This window comes from Thermobaculum sp. T2p (assembly GCF_059335935.1).
The window spans coordinates 30,753-48,047 of record NZ_JANZYQ010000025.1; the positions used below are offsets into that span (position 1 = coordinate 30,753).

Annotated in this window: 13 protein-coding genes; 11 read left to right on the plus strand and 2 right to left on the minus strand. The window is 46.4% G+C overall.

Annotated elements, in window-relative coordinates:
- The first annotated feature begins 105 nt into the window (after positions 1 to 105).
- Entirely contained in the window at positions 106 to 1,326 is a 1,221-nt protein-coding gene (locus N2245_RS11630) for an NAD(P)/FAD-dependent oxidoreductase (protein WP_494536904.1), read from the plus strand.
- Between the two features lie 67 nt (positions 1,327 to 1,393).
- Positions 1,394 to 2,362 (plus strand): magnesium/cobalt transporter CorA, encoded by a 969-nt coding sequence (gene corA, locus N2245_RS11635; protein WP_494536905.1) that lies wholly within the window; start codon positions 1,394 to 1,396, stop codon positions 2,360 to 2,362.
- 18 nt (positions 2,363 to 2,380) lie between these two features.
- On the opposite strand, the gene pyrF is transcribed toward corA, so the two are convergent.
- Complete coding sequence (gene pyrF / locus N2245_RS11640) at positions 2,381 to 3,175, minus strand: orotidine-5'-phosphate decarboxylase (protein WP_494536906.1); 795 nt, start codon at positions 3,173 to 3,175, stop codon at positions 2,381 to 2,383.
- 198 nt (positions 3,176 to 3,373) lie between these two features.
- Here pyrF and N2245_RS11645 point away from each other — a divergent pair, with 198 nt between their 5' ends.
- The 6 genes from N2245_RS11645 to N2245_RS11670 all read left to right on the plus strand — a co-directional run bounded on the left by N2245_RS11645 (position 3,374) and on the right by N2245_RS11670 (position 11,853).
- Positions 3,374 to 6,118 (plus strand): S8 family peptidase, encoded by a 2,745-nt coding sequence (locus N2245_RS11645; RefSeq protein ID WP_494536907.1) that lies wholly within the window; start codon positions 3,374 to 3,376, stop codon positions 6,116 to 6,118.
- A gap of 116 nt (positions 6,119 to 6,234) precedes the next feature.
- The gene (locus N2245_RS11650) at positions 6,235 to 7,647 is read left to right on the plus strand and encodes an extracellular solute-binding protein (protein ID WP_494536908.1); all 1,413 of its coding nucleotides are present in this window, start codon (positions 6,235 to 6,237) and stop codon (positions 7,645 to 7,647) included.
- Positions 7,648 to 7,670: 23 nt separating this feature from the next.
- Positions 7,671 to 8,552, plus strand: a complete 882-nt coding sequence (locus tag N2245_RS11655) for a carbohydrate ABC transporter permease (RefSeq protein ID WP_494536909.1) — start codon at positions 7,671 to 7,673, stop codon at positions 8,550 to 8,552.
- Entirely contained in the window at positions 8,545 to 9,360 is an 816-nt protein-coding gene (locus tag N2245_RS11660) for a carbohydrate ABC transporter permease (protein WP_494536910.1), read from the plus strand. Before N2245_RS11655 ends, N2245_RS11660 begins: the two co-directional genes overlap by 8 nt.
- A gap of 116 nt (positions 9,361 to 9,476) precedes the next feature.
- Positions 9,477 to 10,646 (plus strand): N-methyl-L-tryptophan oxidase, encoded by a 1,170-nt coding sequence (gene solA / locus N2245_RS11665; protein ID WP_494536911.1) that lies wholly within the window; start codon positions 9,477 to 9,479, stop codon positions 10,644 to 10,646.
- Positions 10,639 to 11,853: a hypothetical protein gene (locus N2245_RS11670; protein WP_494536912.1), complete on the plus strand. Its 1,215-nt coding sequence runs from the start codon at positions 10,639 to 10,641 to the stop codon at positions 11,851 to 11,853. Before solA ends, N2245_RS11670 begins: the two co-directional genes overlap by 8 nt.
- Positions 11,854 to 11,890: 37 nt before the next feature.
- Here N2245_RS11670 and N2245_RS11675 read toward each other — a convergent pair whose 3' ends face one another.
- Complete coding sequence (locus N2245_RS11675) at positions 11,891 to 13,372, minus strand: thioredoxin-like domain-containing protein (protein ID WP_494536913.1); 1,482 nt, start codon at positions 13,370 to 13,372, stop codon at positions 11,891 to 11,893.
- A 275-nt stretch (positions 13,373 to 13,647) separates the two neighbouring features.
- On the opposite strand from N2245_RS11675, the gene N2245_RS11680 reads away from it, so the two are divergent.
- Genes N2245_RS11680 through N2245_RS11690 form a run of 3 tightly spaced genes read left to right on the plus strand, consistent with a single transcriptional unit; the run spans position 13,648 to position 17,258 of the window.
- The gene (locus N2245_RS11680; RefSeq protein ID WP_494536914.1) at positions 13,648 to 14,121 is read left to right on the plus strand and encodes a MarR family winged helix-turn-helix transcriptional regulator; all 474 of its coding nucleotides are present in this window, start codon (positions 13,648 to 13,650) and stop codon (positions 14,119 to 14,121) included.
- Entirely contained in the window at positions 14,105 to 15,394 is a 1,290-nt protein-coding gene (locus N2245_RS11685; protein WP_494536915.1) for an MFS transporter, read from the plus strand. Before N2245_RS11680 ends, N2245_RS11685 begins: the two co-directional genes overlap by 17 nt.
- Entirely contained in the window at positions 15,387 to 17,258 is a 1,872-nt protein-coding gene (locus N2245_RS11690) for an ABC transporter ATP-binding protein (protein ID WP_494536916.1), read from the plus strand. The genes N2245_RS11685 and N2245_RS11690 overlap by 8 nt, the downstream gene beginning before the upstream one ends.
- Positions 17,259 to 17,295 lie beyond the last annotated feature (37 nt).

The following is a 17,295-nucleotide window of genomic DNA, read 5'->3' on the forward strand; positions in this document are numbered from 1 at the left end:
GAACTTTTACATCTAGGTCGGATATTGGGACTTTTTATTTAGTCCTTGCATAGTTCTCTAAGTGTAAGATAGTTTCGGGAGATATTGTGACCTGAGGAGTGCAAGTTGGAAAGGGTATTAATCGTGGGAGCCAGCCTGGCAGGTGGTAGGGCAGTGGAAGCCCTTCGCCAGGAAGGATTTGATGGAGAGATAATTCTCGTGGGTGAAGAGCCTCACAGACCTTATGAGCGTCCTCCACTATCAAAGGCGTTCATGAGAAGTGAGGTAAGTGAGGATAGCCTCTATCTACAACCTGATCAGTTTTATGTTGATAACGAGGTTAAGCTGATACTTGGCAAGCGGGCTGTAGAACTTCACCCTCGTGAGAGAGTGCTTGTGTTGAACAATGGTAACAGGATTACCTATGACTCAGTACTGCTCTGTACAGGGGCTGCTCCCAAGAAGCTGGAGGTCCCCGGCAATGACCTGGAGGGCATATTTTATCTGCGTAGTTTGGATGATGCTAAATATATAAGATCTGAGGCAAGAAAAGCCCAAAGGGTTGTCCTTGTGGGTTCTGGCTTTATAGTTTGTGAGCTCGCAGCTTCCTTCATGCAGATGGGTCTAGAGGTAACAATCGTAGGGTTACAATCTGCATTAATGCAGAAAGCCTTTGGGCAAGATATTGGAGCTACATTTACTGAGGTGCACCGGTCTCATGGGGTACAAATACACCTAGAGGAGCACGTAACTGGTTTCCGAGGTGCTGGCAGAGTAGAGCAGGTTATCACTAGCTCAGGCAAGAAGCTTGATTGCGACTTTGTAGTGGTAGGAATAGGCGTGACTCCGGCTTGCTCTTGGTTAGCAAGTTCAGGCATCAAAATGAGCGATGGTGTTCTGGTAGATGATTACTGCAGGGCCTCTGTCCCAGGGGTCTTTGCTGCTGGCGATGTAACTAGGTGGTTCTATCCCCGTGTCGAGAAGTTCGTGCGTGTCGAGCACTATGATAATGCTCAGAACCAAGGAGTTGCTGCCGCTCGAAGTATTCTGGGTAAAGGCGAGTCATATTCTCCGGTGCTCTTCTTCTGGTCTGATCAGTACGATTTGCATATCCAGTATGTTGGATATCCAGAAGACTATCAGCAGGTGGTCCTTAGGGGAGATAAAACGTCAAACTCCTGGTGTGCATTCTATATTTCAGACGATCGTTTGGTGGCTACGCTTGCTGTGAACAGACCTCGAGAACTCTCCGTATCTAGGAGAATCATCGCAAGGGATATTCCTGTAGACCCTAAGCGGCTTGCAGATGAACAATTTGAGCTGCGATCCCTTCTAGGTAGTAGATAACAAAAGTATCAGATTGAGCTTTACCATGAAGGTAATCTTTTAGGAATCTTGCTAGTGGAGATCTACTTTGTTCAAGATAATGCTCTCAAAAGAAGGTAGTGAGTTAGTTCCCAACATAAATATCGAAGACATAAGCGATATCATATCTCGAGAAGATAACCTGCTGTGGGTAGATGCAATCTCTCCCAGCAAGAACGAGATGGAAAAGCTTCAGGAAGAGTTTGGCTTCCATGAACTCTCGATCGAGGATGCGCTCAAACCTTGGCAAAGACCTAAGATTGATCAGTACGATAGCTATTACTTTATTGTTATTTACACTGCCCGATTTATTCCTGAGCAAGTGGATATACAAGAGGTAGAGTTAGATATATTCCTGGGCAGTAACTATATCGTCACGGTGCATGGGAAGGAAATATCTGAGCTCGATGATGTAGCTCGGAGATGGCAACAGAACATCTCCAAGCTCAAACCCTCCGCAGGAGTGCTGCTGTATAGCATGATTGACTCAATTGTCGATAGCTACTTCCCGCTAGTAGATACTTTGGGCGACCATATAGAGAGTTTCGAAGAAAATATATTCTCGGGAAAACAGATCACACTTCAGGGAGAGGTATTCAGGCTACGTAAGGAGCTGCTACAGCTAAGGAGGGTGCTTGGTCCACAGAGAGATCTACTCCTTTATCTTAGCCGGACGGAATCAGCACTGCTTGAAGGAGATGTCCGGACATACTTTCAGGATGTATACGATCATATTATGAGGGTAACGGACACCATTGATCTATATCGTGATCTGCTCAATAGCGTGCTCGAGTCCTATTTGACCGTAGCTTCCAATAATCTAAACATAACTGTACGAACACTCACATCATGGTCGATCATATTGATGACGCTTGCGCTCATTGCGGGTATATACGGTATGAACTTTGAGCACATGCCTGAGCTGCATTGGCGCTACGGCTATCCGGGCGTACTTTTTGTGATGTTATTGATTACTGTTATCTTGTACTACTACTTCAAACGCAAGCGATGGCTTTAGCGGATTGTAGCTGTCTACTTATGGATAGCCAACTCTTAGAGCATTTATCTCTGCCCATAGCTTCTCAGCTCTGGATCTGATCCCATCTACGGGGCCATTAATTATCGATCGAGACACGTTTATTACTACAGGACCTGAACGAGAAGCTCCTACTGCCGCAACGAGGTCTCCCCCTTGTGCGCCTATGCCTGGAATAAGTAAGGGACACTTAGGGGAGATCTTTCTTACTTGTTCCAGCTCGTCCGGAGCGGTTGCTCCTACTACTAGCCCTACATCTGCTGCATGATTACCTCTTGTTACCATAGATGCCACGATTTGGTACAGAGGTGTATCGTCCACTTCAAGCAGTTGGATGTCGGCCCCCCCCGCATTCGATGTCCTGCATAGAACCCATACCCCTTTTTCGTGGTATCCAAAGAATGGCATCATTGAGTCTAGTCCCATATAGGGACTAACGGTAACAGAGTCAAAACCTAATACTTCGAATATGGCCTTAGCATACATACGTGCGGTGTTGGGAATATCACCCCTTTTCGCATCTGCTATGGTCACCACCCCATTTGGAATAAGTTCTAACGTCGATTGCAGAAGGCTGAAGCCGTCCGCACCCATAGCCTCATAGAAAGCAAAGTTGAGCTTGTAGGCACAAACTAGATCTGATGTTGCATCTATCACTGCATGACTAAAGGCGAGCACTCCTTTGTGCGACCTCTCAAATCCTTCTGGAAGGAAATCAAGCTCAGGGTCCAGCCCTACACATAACAGAGTATTGTTGGCCTCTTGGACCTGCTTAAGTTTGTCTATGAATCTCATAGCTATGTTCCTCTTCAACAAGAGTATAACGCTTATCAATTAGAATAACTTTCTAAGGATCACAGGTGGAAACCCACAGATATAAAAGTTTTTTTATAGAGAAGGAGGATACATCTCAGTAACTATAGTACAGGATAAAACGTTCCTTATAATGCGATACAAGTGGTTATAGTCACTAGTTTCCGAAAGGCAGGAATTATGCAATACAATCACGCTAACTTTTATGCCAAGATCTGGGCTTTGCTCTGCATCCTAACATTCACAATGGCAGTAGCTGGGCAAGTTCTTCCAAGCCGTGCGGCTGATAATAATCAGATCGAACACAATTTAAGATCATTGCGACAGAACTTGAATGAGGTCAAAAATCAGCTGGTAGTAGTCTTTTCGTCGCAGATATCCGTTGATCAAGCCAAGAACAAGATTAGAGCAACCGGAGGTAAAATCACTAAGAGCTCTACTAGGTTTCGCAGGACTTATCTTGCAGTTTATCCAGATGCACAGGCTGCGAGCCGGGCGTATAACATCCTCAAGGCAGATAGCAATACTATCAATATATTCTTCAACAGGAAGATAAAGGTTCCCAGTGATATCCCTGGTTTGCCCGTACCTATAAGCAAGCAAGCTAGGAGGGACTTTTCATCTACTAAGCCAGCTTGGGAGAACCAAGGAGCTAGCGGGAGCTTATCTCCACAAGCTATACCAGGCAACCTTGGGACATTCCAGTGGAGCCTTCAAAGGATAGGCTATGATCTGGCTCCTAGCCCGACGTCTAATGCACCAGTAGTAGCGGTGATAGATACAGGAGTGGATTATAATCACCCTGATATAGAGCCCAATTATATGCCCTGTCCGGCTGCTTTAGCTCAAGCAGGTTTCTACTGTGATGTTATCGATCAGGATAACGATCCAATGGACGCGGTCGGACATGGTACCCATGTAGCAGGTATAATCGCCGCCGCCGACGACTCGTTTGGCACTACTGGTGTGTCTCCTAAGAGCAAGATATTAGCTGTTAGGATCTTTGATGATCTCGGTTACACAGACCTTATGACGATATTCGCAGCCCTGGATTATGTACGCCTTGCTAAGACCCAAATTCCTGATCTAAAAGTAGCCAATATGAGTTGGGGAGGCTATGCGGATATAGGCTCACCAGAGTATCAAGAAATGGCTGCTCGTATATCCGCACTCAGAAATAGCGGTATACTACCAGTTGCTGCTGCTGGTAATGATAGCGACAATCCATCTCAGTACCTTGCAGTAGTTTCAGGTGAAAAGATTGTTCCTATTCCTGCTGCACTCCCGGGAGTCCTATCCGTAGCTGCAACAGATTACAACGACTACAGAGCGTTCTTTAGTAACTACTCCACTCCGATTAAGCTGAATAACTGTCAAAAGATAATCCCTCCTGGCGACTATGATCCAGGATTTGTACAGTGCTCTCCAGATAATACCTACACTAATTTGACCTATAACCTGGCACAAATAGCAGCCCCTGGATGGCAGGTACTCGCTCCCACGCTACGTGGCCAATATGTGGAGTTCTCCGGAACATCTATGGCTTCTCCAATGGTCGCTGGAGCTGCTGCCAGGGTAATGAGTCAGTATCCAGCCATGACTATAGGACAGGTTCAGGATAGGCTTGTTTCTACTGGGCAATCCTTGGGCATCTCCAAGGGCTTCCCTATAGCTACCCCAAGGCTTGACTTGAGGAAGGCATTAGGAGTATCGGGAACTGGTATTACCGGACGGGTGGTAGACGGGTTTACTGGTATACCTATCGCAAATGCTACCGTGTTTATCAAGTACGGTAACACTCCACTTGCTATTGCTACCACGACCGATAAGGCCGGATTCTATACATTTAGTAACCTTGCAGGTGGTCGAGCCTATACGATAACGGCAACTGGGGCAGGGTACATTACGAACAGCAAGAATGTTCAGACCATATCGGGTCAATACATCGATCCCGGTGATCTTAGCCTCGCTCCGCTCCGAAATGATGGTTCTTATACCTTTATGCTGGAGTGGAACAATGTGGCTACAGGTTTCTATGAGTGGCAATCTGCGTATTTCCTTGCAAGAGGTTATCCATGGCCTGTCAATCCAGCCAGTATGCCTATGGCTCTTCTAGATACCTATATCAGCGTACCCGCTATTTCTGAACCTAATGATGTGTTCGTCTATAATCCTCTGAACAAGGGCACAACTGCTACTTACCCATATGTCAAAGTACTACATGATAGCGAATACGATATCACTCCACATGAGGGTGCCATAGTTCGACAATTATCACCATCCAGCAAGATCAGATACGGAGTCGAATGGCTGTCTCCTGGCGGTTACAAACGCCCTAATGCAACGGTTAGTATCTATCGGAATGGAGTGCTGCTACGCAGAGCACAACTTTCCCTATCCAATGCCCCAACTGATGGTACAAGCGCAAACGCCTCGAGAAGATATGCTCATTGGGCCCTCTATGCCATCAATAGTCAGGGGAATATATCCAATGCGTTTGGTGAATCTAACGGTCAGCGCAGCAGCTACCACTACTGGGTGTACCGAAACGGTAATATACCAGGAGTTCCTGGTCCTAAGGTAGGTCAGCCACTTACCGCTTATCTGGAGCTTGTAGACGGTGTTTCTGGCGGTCCTCTACCTGGTTGTAATGGAGACTGTGCCGATGTCTACAGATACAAGATGGTAGAAGGCAGGACGTACTCGTTTACTTTATCAAGGCCCGCAGCCACTAGCTTCCAATTGGAACTTTACGCTCCCAATGCCACGTCGATTGCAGAGACCATACCTATCAAGATAGGGGAAGAGAACGGAGATACCGTCACTTTACAATACAAGGTGCCAAGAGGCAGAACAGGTACGTACTATCTCGCAGTAGTAGATTACATGGGAAGTGGCCCATATACGCTGGTAAGGCAAAGGTAAATAATGTCTCTTGTTAATGCCTTCCTTGGATCCCAGGGTGTTTTAACACCCTGGGATCGTTATTGTGCTATATATTTAGTTACTGCTTAATAGAGCTAGAGCGGGGGTAGATCAAAATGCCAAAGAGACAGCCTAGACTTATCCCAATATGTTTGTCCCTTATATGTTTCCTGCTTTTGATCTCATGTGGTCAGCAGATAACAGGGCCTAGTCTGGGAAGTACCCCAGCAGCCTCTCCTAGCAGTCCCAGTCCATCTGCTAGTGCTCAACCTAGCCCTAGCCCTACTTCTGGTGGCCAAGCTTCGAAGAACATCAAACTCGTTGTGTGGGACACCGCCACTTCAGGCGTGCAGAAAGAGGTTATAGAGACCCTAGCGAGAGAATTTGAGAAAGATAACCCTGGAGTCCAGATAGAGCATGAGGGTTATCCGTTTGACGAACTGCAAAAGACCTTGCAGAGGGCCATCACTTCCGGTAAGGGGCCTGATATAGCGCAGATAAACAATGGAGAAAGTAGCATGGGGCCCCTAGTGCGAGCTAAATTACTCATCCCACTTACCAAGTATGATAAGCAGTATGGCTGGTCCAAGAAGTTTGCGCCCGCATTGCTTGCAAGGAACATGTACACGGAGGATGGCAAAACTTTTGGCAAAGGTGTGCTCTGGGGAGTTTCTCAGACAGGAGAGTTGGTGGGGTTTTATTACAACAAGAAAATCTTCCAGCAAAACGGCGTACAGGTTCCCAAGACGTTTGATGAGTTAGAGCAGGTGATGCAAACGCTCAAGGACAAGGGCGTGACCCCACTTATCTTTGGTAACTTGGATAAATGGCAGGCTATTCACCTCTATGGAGAGATACTAGGGACCATGACCACTAGGGACTACTTGGATGGTTTGATTTACCGCCAAGGGAATAAGTCGTGGGATACTCCTCAGATCAAGCAGGCAGCTGCCAAGCTTCAAGAGTGGGAGTCTAAAGGCTACTTTATAAAGAACTACGCTGCTCTGCATTCGGATGATGCCTGGAAGCTTTTTGCTGCCGGCAAAGGTGCAATGCTTTTACAGGGAAGCTGGCTAACTGGGGATATACAGAAGGCTATGGGGAGCAACGCCGGTTTCTTCGCCATGCCACCCAGGGATAATAAGACCGTACTCCACGTGGGCGGCGTCGGTATACCATATGGTATTATCAAGACCACTAAGTATCCGGACGTAGCTGCTAAGTTCATTAATTTCTTGGTATCCGACAGGGCAGTTCAGCTACTGCTTGAAAATGGTCAGCTACCAGCGATAAAGGTTCCTCAGTCTTACATAAAGCCTAATACGGTATCTGGAGATCTCTACAAGGCTTGGAATAAGGTCAATGACGAAAATGCTCTAGGGCACTACTTGGACTGGGCTACTCCCACATTCTATGACACCCTAACTGCTCACCTGCAGCTTCTGTTGGCACATAAGGAGAGCCCTGATCAGTTTGCCAAGGCGCTTGAGGCTGACTATTCTAAATTCCTGCAGCAAGAACAAAAGTAGGTCATCACAGAGTGAAGTACAGCATGTCTGGACGTAGCAAGAGATACGGCTCAAACTTGGAGCCGTATCTTTACCTACTGCCCTCATTAGTAATATTTACTCTGTTCGTTGGTGTACCTACCTTGGGTGCTGTGGTGCTCAGCCTGCTTTCTTGGGATGGGTACACAGCACCCAAGTTCGTGGGACTAGCTAATTATGTGCAGGCTTTCTTGGATCCTATATTTTGGCTTTCTCTTTGGCATAATGTTGTACTAATTCCTTACTACGTCTTATTGCCAGCTGTGTTGGGGCTGGCACCTGCTGCCGTTGTTCATCATCTCAAGCTGAGAGGTAGCTCTATCTTCCGTGTAGGTTTTTTCCTGCCTTACATCATGCCTGGAGTGCTTATAGGCGTGGTTTGGAGGTGGATGTTAAACCCCGCTTTTGGGCCTGTAAATACCCTATTGGGACTGTTGGGTATACAACCCTTGGGTTGGTTAGGCGACTTCAACCTTGCTCTGCCTTCTGTGGGGCTTATAGGGGCATGGGCTACTTATGGCTTTTGTTACGTGGTTTTTCTTGCAGGTTTGCAGAAGATCCCTCAGGAACTCTATGAGGCTGCTCGGATCGACGGAGCTTCTGGCTGGCAGGAATTTCTTGCGGTTACTCTGCCAGGACTGCGTGGGGAGATGGCAGTGGTGATAGCCGTTAACCTGATAAATGCTCTCAAGGTCTTTGACGTGATATGGGCTACCACTAGGGGCGGTCCGGGAAGGTCTACTAGCGTAGTGGTACTCTATATGCTCGAGAACGCATTTAACATAAACAGGGTGGGCTATGGTTCCGTGCTGGGAGTTATCATAGCCGTTCTAACTCTAGGTTTGACCTTGGTCACGCTAAGGCTATTTGGAGAAAGCAGTGATTAAGAAAGGTTTGATCTATCTAGTCTTGATAGTTGGCCTGATAGTAGCCATAGGCCCTTTTATCATCATGACTTTAGCATCCTTTAAGACCGACATAGAACTCGTCCAAGGAACCTTTTCCCTTCCTCACAGGTGGCAGTTTGAAAACTATGTTGTTGCCTGGACGCAGGGAGGATTTAGCAGGTTCTTTATAAACAGCTTGATAGTCGCGGTGGCGGTGGTGATACCTTCGATCATTCTGTCTTGTATGTCAGGTTATGCTTTCTCCCGTTTCGATTTCAAAGGTGCTCAGTTTCTCTTTGCTTTCCTGCTACTAGGGTTGATTGTCCCCTTACAAGCGATAGTGGTACCTCTTTTCTACGTCCTTAAGACTATGTACATGCTGAATTCTTACTGGGGGTTGATATTGCCTCAGATCGCTCTCAGCTTGTCTTTTGGAACCTTGCTACTGAGGCAGGCCTTCAGTAGTGTTCCCAAAGATATAACAGAGGCTGCAATAGTGGATGGAGCTAGTTCGTGGAGGATACTATGGTGGGTGCTCGTGCCGCTTATTCGCCCAGTAATAGGCACTCTAGGGTTGCTGTTCTTTATATGGACATGGAATGAATTTCTCCTGCCGTTTGTAGTGACAACTGATCCTCAGTATCAGACTCTACCGGTCGGTCTGCTGTACTTCCAGCAGCGCTGGACTACTAACATCCCAGTCACTGCAGCGGGGGCCACAATTATCTACGTACCACTCACAGTGATTTTCCTGATATTTCAGAGGCAACTTATCCAAGGACTTACCACAGGAGCTGTAAAGGGCTAGAAGGGCTTTGTTTTCGTAGATGAGGAGAAATACACTTTACCTCATTACAATCAATTACTATGGTTGCTATGGTCGCAAGACATCTGACTTGATTTACTATATAGGGAGGTGCCCTTGTGAGTTCTAGCAATACGGCTAGTTACGATGTAGCGGTAGTAGGGCTGGGGGCAATGGGAAGCGCTACTGCCTATATACTAGCATCTCGCGGTTACAGAGTAATAGGTTTCGACGCTTATTCTCCTCCACACTCTCTTGGTTCTAGCCACGGTGAAAGTCGGATTATTCGTGAAGCGTACTTTGAATCACCTCAGTATGTACCGCTTGTAAGGCGATCTTACGAACTATGGAGATCACTGGAAGAAGACACTAATACTCGATTGCTTACTATAACCGGAGGATTATATGTAGGGCCTCGTGACGGGGAACTTATCAGTGGTGTGCTGTTCAGTTCCCAACAGTGGAATATTCCTTGTGAACTGTTAACTAGCGATGAACTAAGGCATCGTTATCCAGAAATACGTGTGCCAGAGAATTTGGTAGCCATACACGAACCTGGGGTGGGAGTCCTGCAGCCTGAAGCTTGTATATCCTCTTTCCTTCAGGGTGCGGCATCTCGTGGGGTGCACCTGCGCATGAGAGAGAAAGTTTTGTCCTGGAGGTCAGAAGGCTCGGGTTTCAGGATATTTACCTCCCTTTCGTCTAGTGGTTATCTGGCAGAGAGGATCATTCTTACCGTAGGTCCTTGGACTCCTGAGGTTCTTGCAGATATAGGGATTCCTTTACAGGTTCTCAGAGTATTTGTGGCTTACTTTAGGCGTGGAGATGAGCGCGATGGTATAGAAGGCTATCACTTGCCAGTACACTTATGGCAATTACCTGAGGGGACATACTATGGTATGCCTTACAACAAGCGTGTAGGCATGAAGTTTGGTCGTCATGATGATGGCATTCCTTGCACCCCGGATACTATCGCCAGAGGAGTTACACTGGATGAGATAGAACGATTAAAAAACATAGTTGCTAAGCTAATTCCCTCCATATCTCATCCGGTCGATGCCTCCACATGTATGTATACCATGACGCCGGACCAACACTTTGTTGTGGATCATCACCCATTGCAAAGCGGGGTAGTACTTGCTTGTGGGTTCTCAGGTCACGGGTTCAAATTTGCTCCGGTAATTGGGGAAGTCCTGGCGGATCTTGCTATTGAAGGACACACATCTTACCCAATAGACTTTCTTTCTCTGAAGAGGTTTAACTCGTCAGGAGTTACCCAGCATGCCTAGCAGAGACAACTTTAGAGTTTTGTGGCCGAGGCGGAAAATACCAGCCGTCCTGCTGGTAGATGATCCTGTCCCCTGTCGTAACCCTGCTTGGTATGAGTTTCCTAATGATGGCCATGAGCCTGTAGTGCCAATTTCATTCCTTGAGGCTTTTGCTGACCTGCTCGACCAGTATGATGTTAGAGGCAAATTCTCACTGATCCCTTGCCCAGGAGCTACTGGCAGAATAGATAGCTACTTGCCAGAAGTTAGTGGAGACGAACTAGAACTCTTTCTCACGGTAGTTAGGGAGAGAATCGCGAAAAGGTGTGATATCTCTCCCGAATTGCTGACTCACAATTATGCCATGGATATCTCGGCATGGCGGCCACTAGATGAGCGTGAGGATGTATGGTTTGATCGACAGAACTTGGACACGATGGTCAGTTACATAAGCGTTGCATTAGAAATACTTACTCACGTTGGATTATCTCCCAATGGTGTTACATCCCCTTGGAGCTTAGGAGCAGCTGTTGAAGATCTATACTGTGAAGCCATCAGGACTTCGCTTAAAGCTGTTACTGGTACAAACCACGGGTGGTATTTTGTCCACTGTGATAATACTTCTGAAATTGTATTCCCAAGGATTTCTATGTGTGGGTATAGCGAATCTCTAGTAAGCATAGTCTCTGGTACATGCATAGACTTTGCCTGGCATACCCAAAAAGGGAGAGATCCAGATATCGATTTGTGGGTTACAGAAGATGGCTTAAGTGGTAGATTAGGATTTCTCTTACGTCATCAAAGTCCCTTGGTAATGACCACTCATTGGCAATCTTTGTTTTCAAATGGCTCATGGAAGGGTCTAGAAGGCTTGCGAGAAGTAATAAGGCGCATAGACTCTGCATGGAGAAAAGATATTGTCTGGATGACCCCTAGCCAGCTTGCTAGCTATTATGTTGCGATGGAAACTGCTATCTGTAAACAGACTACGGTACTGGATGAGGAAATTGTCTTGTCCATAGAAGTTGTGCAAGGAATCCATTGCCATGACTTCACATTTCAACTAACTCCTGGATTTATGCCTACCAAGATTTTTGTTAACGGCGTGATACTAGAGCGTGCCCAAACCTATGAGCTGAAAAAGAATACATGGTATTATGATGAAGCTCATAATACTTGCACGTTATGTTGTGATGTAGCTGATAAAGCCGAATTAAGGTTACAATAACGGCTTCAAGCCGCTCAATTGTACTTTACATAGCAATCTACTCGAGTAGCTTCAGTGTAGATACCTCACCTGTGCTGAGATCTACGGTTCTAATAGCGTGATTGTTGGTGTCGGCTACGTATAGATAGCGAGATGTGGCAGATAGACCGCCTGGTTCGGCAAAACTTGCGTCCTGCTTGGTACCATCTCTTAGCTCTTGTCTACTAGATCCAACCCAGGTTCGACACTCACGAGTATAGGGATCTAGAATTTTGACCTTGTTGTTGTAGCTATCAGCGATGTACAACTTTCCAGCATGCCATTCAACATCAAGAGGGTGCTGAAGTCTAACCATTCCGCCTATGCCATCCACATCTCCAAACTCAAATAGATCTATGCCTACTAAAGTCTCTACGTTTCCACTGGCTGGATCGAGAAGACGAATAGAGCTCGTTTCACTGTCAGCAAAATATATTAATCGGCCATCTGTAGTAAGCCCGCTGGGCTGAGCTAACCATGCCGCGGAAGCCGGTCCATCTTTGATACCTTCCCGAGCTGTGCCGGCGAGAGGGCGCACTACTCTCGATGGCAACTCCATAGCCCATATCTGATGACATCCAGCCATAGCTATATATAGTACGTCGTTGACTATCTCCAGGTCCCAAGGGGAGTTCAGCTCCGTGTACTTTCCAATTGAAGGTTGGAAAGAGATCGGATATCCCTGTTCTCCAGTACCAGCTATAGTTTCAACTTTGCCTTCATTTAGATGCAGTAGACGTAAGGCGTGGTTCTCAGTATCGGCAACGTACAGTTCATTGCCAAGGATCGTCATACCCTGTGGGTGATTAAATTTTGCATCCAAGTTAGACCCATCTACCAATCCTTCCTCACCACTTCCCCAAATTCGGCGTATCTTTCCAGATAGCGAGCATTCTAGGATACGGTTATGGTTTGAATCCGCTATATATAAGCTATCTTCATCTTCCAGAGCTAGCACTTTGCCGGGGAAAGCTAGTATTCCCTCTGTAGCCCTCTCTGCATTGAATCTTAGGGGAGTCCGGTCGAGAATGCCTAACGAGTCGTACTCCTGGATCATCTGCGAGATGATGTTATCAAGTTCAGGGAACCTTATTTCACCTTCGTGCATACCCACTATTCGACCTGTAGGGTCAATAAAGTAGAGAGTAGGCCAGGCTCGTACGGCGTATTCACTCCAGATTTGGAGGTCAACATCATTCACGACTGGATGCCTAACTGAATATCTCCTAATAGCGTTTCTTATCCCCGTGTCTGATATTTCAGCCATGAACTTAGCTGAATGTACGCCTATTACTACCAACTCATCTGAATATTTCTCTTCTAGCTTTCGTAGGTGAGGTAGTATATGCATGCAGTTAATGCAGCAGTATGTCCAGAAATCCAATATAACTATCTTTCCCCTCAAATCTGCCAGGCTTATGTGTCTGTCTGTATTGAACCATTTAAGACCGCCTGGGAAATCTGGGGCCCTTATTTTCCCTTCAAATCTTCTATTTGCCATCACTCACTCCTGAACACTTTTTACTCAAAGCAAACTGGCAATTAATGTCCGATATCAGTAACCATGCCAAAGCCGTCTGACCTGCTGAATTCTACCCTATGTATATGAAACTCAAGAGTGCACCTTATAATTTCCTGCCAGACGCTCAGTTCCTAACCCACTGTTGTTAGATGCTGAACTGCATGTTACTCTTGAGAAGAGTGTGCAAATTGCAAACATTTTGGCATTTCCGAAATATTAGAAATCAGTATATAATTATTCGGAGGGCTAAAGGTATGGAAGAAGAAAGTCTTGCTAGATTCCGGAGAGCATATTGGAAGGTAGTGCACCTGGTAGATGCACTTAGGCTAAGGTTGTGGGAAGACAAAGGACTGACACTTCCACAACTCAGGGTGTTGTTTATACTGAGAAGGCACCCAGGAGCCACAACTAACTTTATATCTCAGCAGTTAGGCGTGACTGTCTCTACTGTCAGTGGTCTGGTGGATAAGCTGGTCAGAGCAGGATTGGTCGAGCGTCTCCAGACACCTGAAGATCGAAGAGTTATACCTCTTAGACTAACTCCTGAGGGAGAGTCGGTCGTCGGCGATATAAGACAGATTAATAGGGAGTACTTGGCTAATATAGCTCGTGCATTAGGTGAGGATCTGGAAGAGGTGACTGTTGCGCTAGAGAAGCTTGGTAACGCTGCCGAGACTCTACCTTCGCCATCAAACCCCTTGGAGGTGTCTATTGAGCCTGACCGCTAGTATAAGACGTACATTTAGTGCGCTGTCTGTATATAACTATAGAGTTTTTTGGCTTGGGCAGCTGATATCCCTATCAGGGACATGGATGCAGACCATAGCCCAATCTTGGCTGGTTCTGCAACTCACCAACTCCCCCAGTGCTCTAGGCTTTGTAACGATGCTACAGTTTTTACCCATTACCGTCATGGCATTATTCGGAGGGGTGCTGGCGGATAGGCTCCCTAAGCATAGAGTTTTGATAATAACTCAATCTTCAGCTGCTATCCAAGCTGGTATTTTAGCGTTCCTTGTGATATCGCATCATGTTCAACTGTGGCATGTCTATGTGCTGGCATTTTCTCTAGGAGTGATCAATTCTATTGACAATCCTACAAGACAAGCATTTGTAGTGGAGCTTGTAGGACCAGATAAGCTTGCTAATGCTGTGGCGCTTAACAGTATGCTCTTCAACTCCGCTAGGATAATTGGGCCTAGCATAGGTGGCCTAATGATAGGATGGCTAGGTACCGGCGGTGCTTTTGCTGCTAATGCTCTTAGCTTTCTCGCGGTCATATTTGGTCTTTTTATTATGCATACTGACGAATTTGTTGCTGTAGCACGGTCACCGAGAGGACGCGTGCTTACTCAAGTGGCTGAAGGCGTCAAGTATGCCTTCAGCCACTCAGATATATTGCTTGTGCTATTGCTGATGGCATGCTTAGGTATATTCGGATACAACTTCACTGTCATGCTTCCGCTTATAGATAAGTACATACTGGGAGCCGGGCCAGAGGTATTGGGTATACTGACATCCGCCATGGGCGTAGGGTCTGTGCTAGCTGCGTTAGCTGTGGCCTATGCTGGTAAGGCTAAAGTAGGAGTTATGCTGGCAGGTGCACTGATATTCAGTTTTTCCTTATTGTTAGTAGGGGTATCTAGGCTCTATCCACTAACACTTCTAGGTTTATTTATTCTAGGTTTCGCCAGCGTAACCTTCAGCTCCAACGCCAACACTAGGCTCCAACTGCTCGCGCCTGACCATTTGCGTGGCAGGATCATGAGCCTGTACTTTCTTGTCTTTGCTGGTAGTACGCCTTTTGGTGGTGTAATAGTAGGTTCCCTTTCGGCTTTGATCGGCGTGCCTCTTACTTTGCAGCTTATGGCAATTATCTGTCTAGCTGGTACGTTGATAGCTATGTTGTTCGTTTACCTACGCCTGCAGAGGAATGCAGAGCGTAAAGCTGAGAGCCTTGTTGGTGTAAACGGTAGCAATAGGAGGTCGTTGGATGCTTAGGGGGGCAGGAGGTGGCGGGGGTGGTTTTCGAAGAGCACTTATGGCTGAGAAACCTGAGAAGCCTATAAGGGCCGGCACTGCTAGGCGAGTAGTCAAATTCTTTGCTCCGTACAAGCTACATGTGCTGCTTGTACTGATAGCGATACTTATCATCTCTGTGGTTGGCTTGGCTAACCCCTATCTCCTCAAGCTGATAGTTGATGACGCCATACTCAAGCGAGACATGGATAAACTCATCTTGTATGCGGTCCTGATGATCGTTATTCCCGTGGTGAATGGCCTTATCGGTGTGTGGCAGACATACCTCAACAACTTAATAGGCCAAAGGGTAATGCGCGATCTTAGAAACGAACTGTACAGGCACATGCAGAAGATGTCTTTGCGGTTTTTCTCCGAGACTAAAACTGGAGAGATACAATCAAGACTAGGTAACGACGTCAATGGAATACAGGATGTTATTACCAACACTGCTTCGAGCATAGTATCTAATATAACTACTGTTGTGTCTACAATTACTGCGATGTTTCTGCTCTCATGGCAGCTAACTTTGCTGTCTCTGGCATTATTACCCCTCTTCCTATACCTGACTTACAAAGTCGGTAGTATCAGGCGAGAGCTTGCTAAGAACACTCAGAAGAGCCTTGCCGATATTAGCGCTCTAATTGAGGAGTCTCTATCTGTGTCTGGCGTCCTGCTGACCAAGACCTTTGGTAGGCAGCGTGAGTCTATTGATAGATTCTCACGCGAGAATCAGCGCCTTGCTGATCTCCAACTACGCCAGCAAATGGTTGGTAGATGGTTCTTTATGATTACCTCTACGTTCTTCTCTATAACCCCTGCACTGGTCTACTACTTTGCAGGTAGAACCATAATACATACCCCTCCTGACCAGGTGCCTCCGATAACGGTTGGAGGGATAGTAGCTTTCACAACTCTACAAAGTAGGCTTTTCTTCCCTCTGGGACAGCTACTGACTGTGCAGGTTCAGATTCAAGCAGCATTAGCTTTGTTTGATCGCATATTTGAATACCTAGATCTTCCAGTAGAGATTACCGATAGGCCAAATGCTGTTGAGCTTGACCCACACACCGTAAAAGGCAGGATAACCTTTGATCATGTGTACTTCAGCTACAGCCGCACAGGGCGGCCTATGAATCTGCATGACATCAACTTTGATGCCCCACCAGGTTCTCTCGTGGCTTTAGTGGGTCCAACCGGGGCTGGTAAGACCACCATAGCCTATCTAATAGCCCGATTGTATGATGTCACTAAGGGCAGAGTGCTTATAGATGGTATTGATGTACGTGATATAAGATTGACAAGCCTCCCCCAGATAATAGGCATGGTATCTCAGGAGACTTATCTATTTCATGCATCCGTGCGCGAAAACCTCCTGTTTGCCAAACCAGATGCTACCGAGGAAGAGCTGATAGCCGCTACAAAGGCTGCTAATATCTACGACCGTATAACCGAGCTGCCTGAAGGTTTTGACACAATTGTAGGGGAGAGAGGTTATAGGTTTTCGGGTGGTGAGAAGCAACGTATTGCGATTGCAAGGATAGTTCTGAAAAACCCTCGTATACTCATACTAGATGAGGCTACCAGTGCTCTTGATACTCGGTCTGAAAGGCTTGTACAGCGAGCTCTAGCCACCTTAATGCAAGGTAGGACAACAATAGCTATAGCTCATCGTCTATCCACCATCTTGTCGGCTGATCAGATACTTGTTATAGACAGAGGCAGGATTATAGAAAGAGGCACTCATTCCGAGTTACTAGCTGCTGAAGGGCTCTACGCAAAGCTTTACAGGGAACAATTCTTACATGCTGCTAAGGATACCTCGGTAGCAGCAACGAGTAGTTAGGCATCTTTATAAATTAAGACAAAAAAACTTATACAGC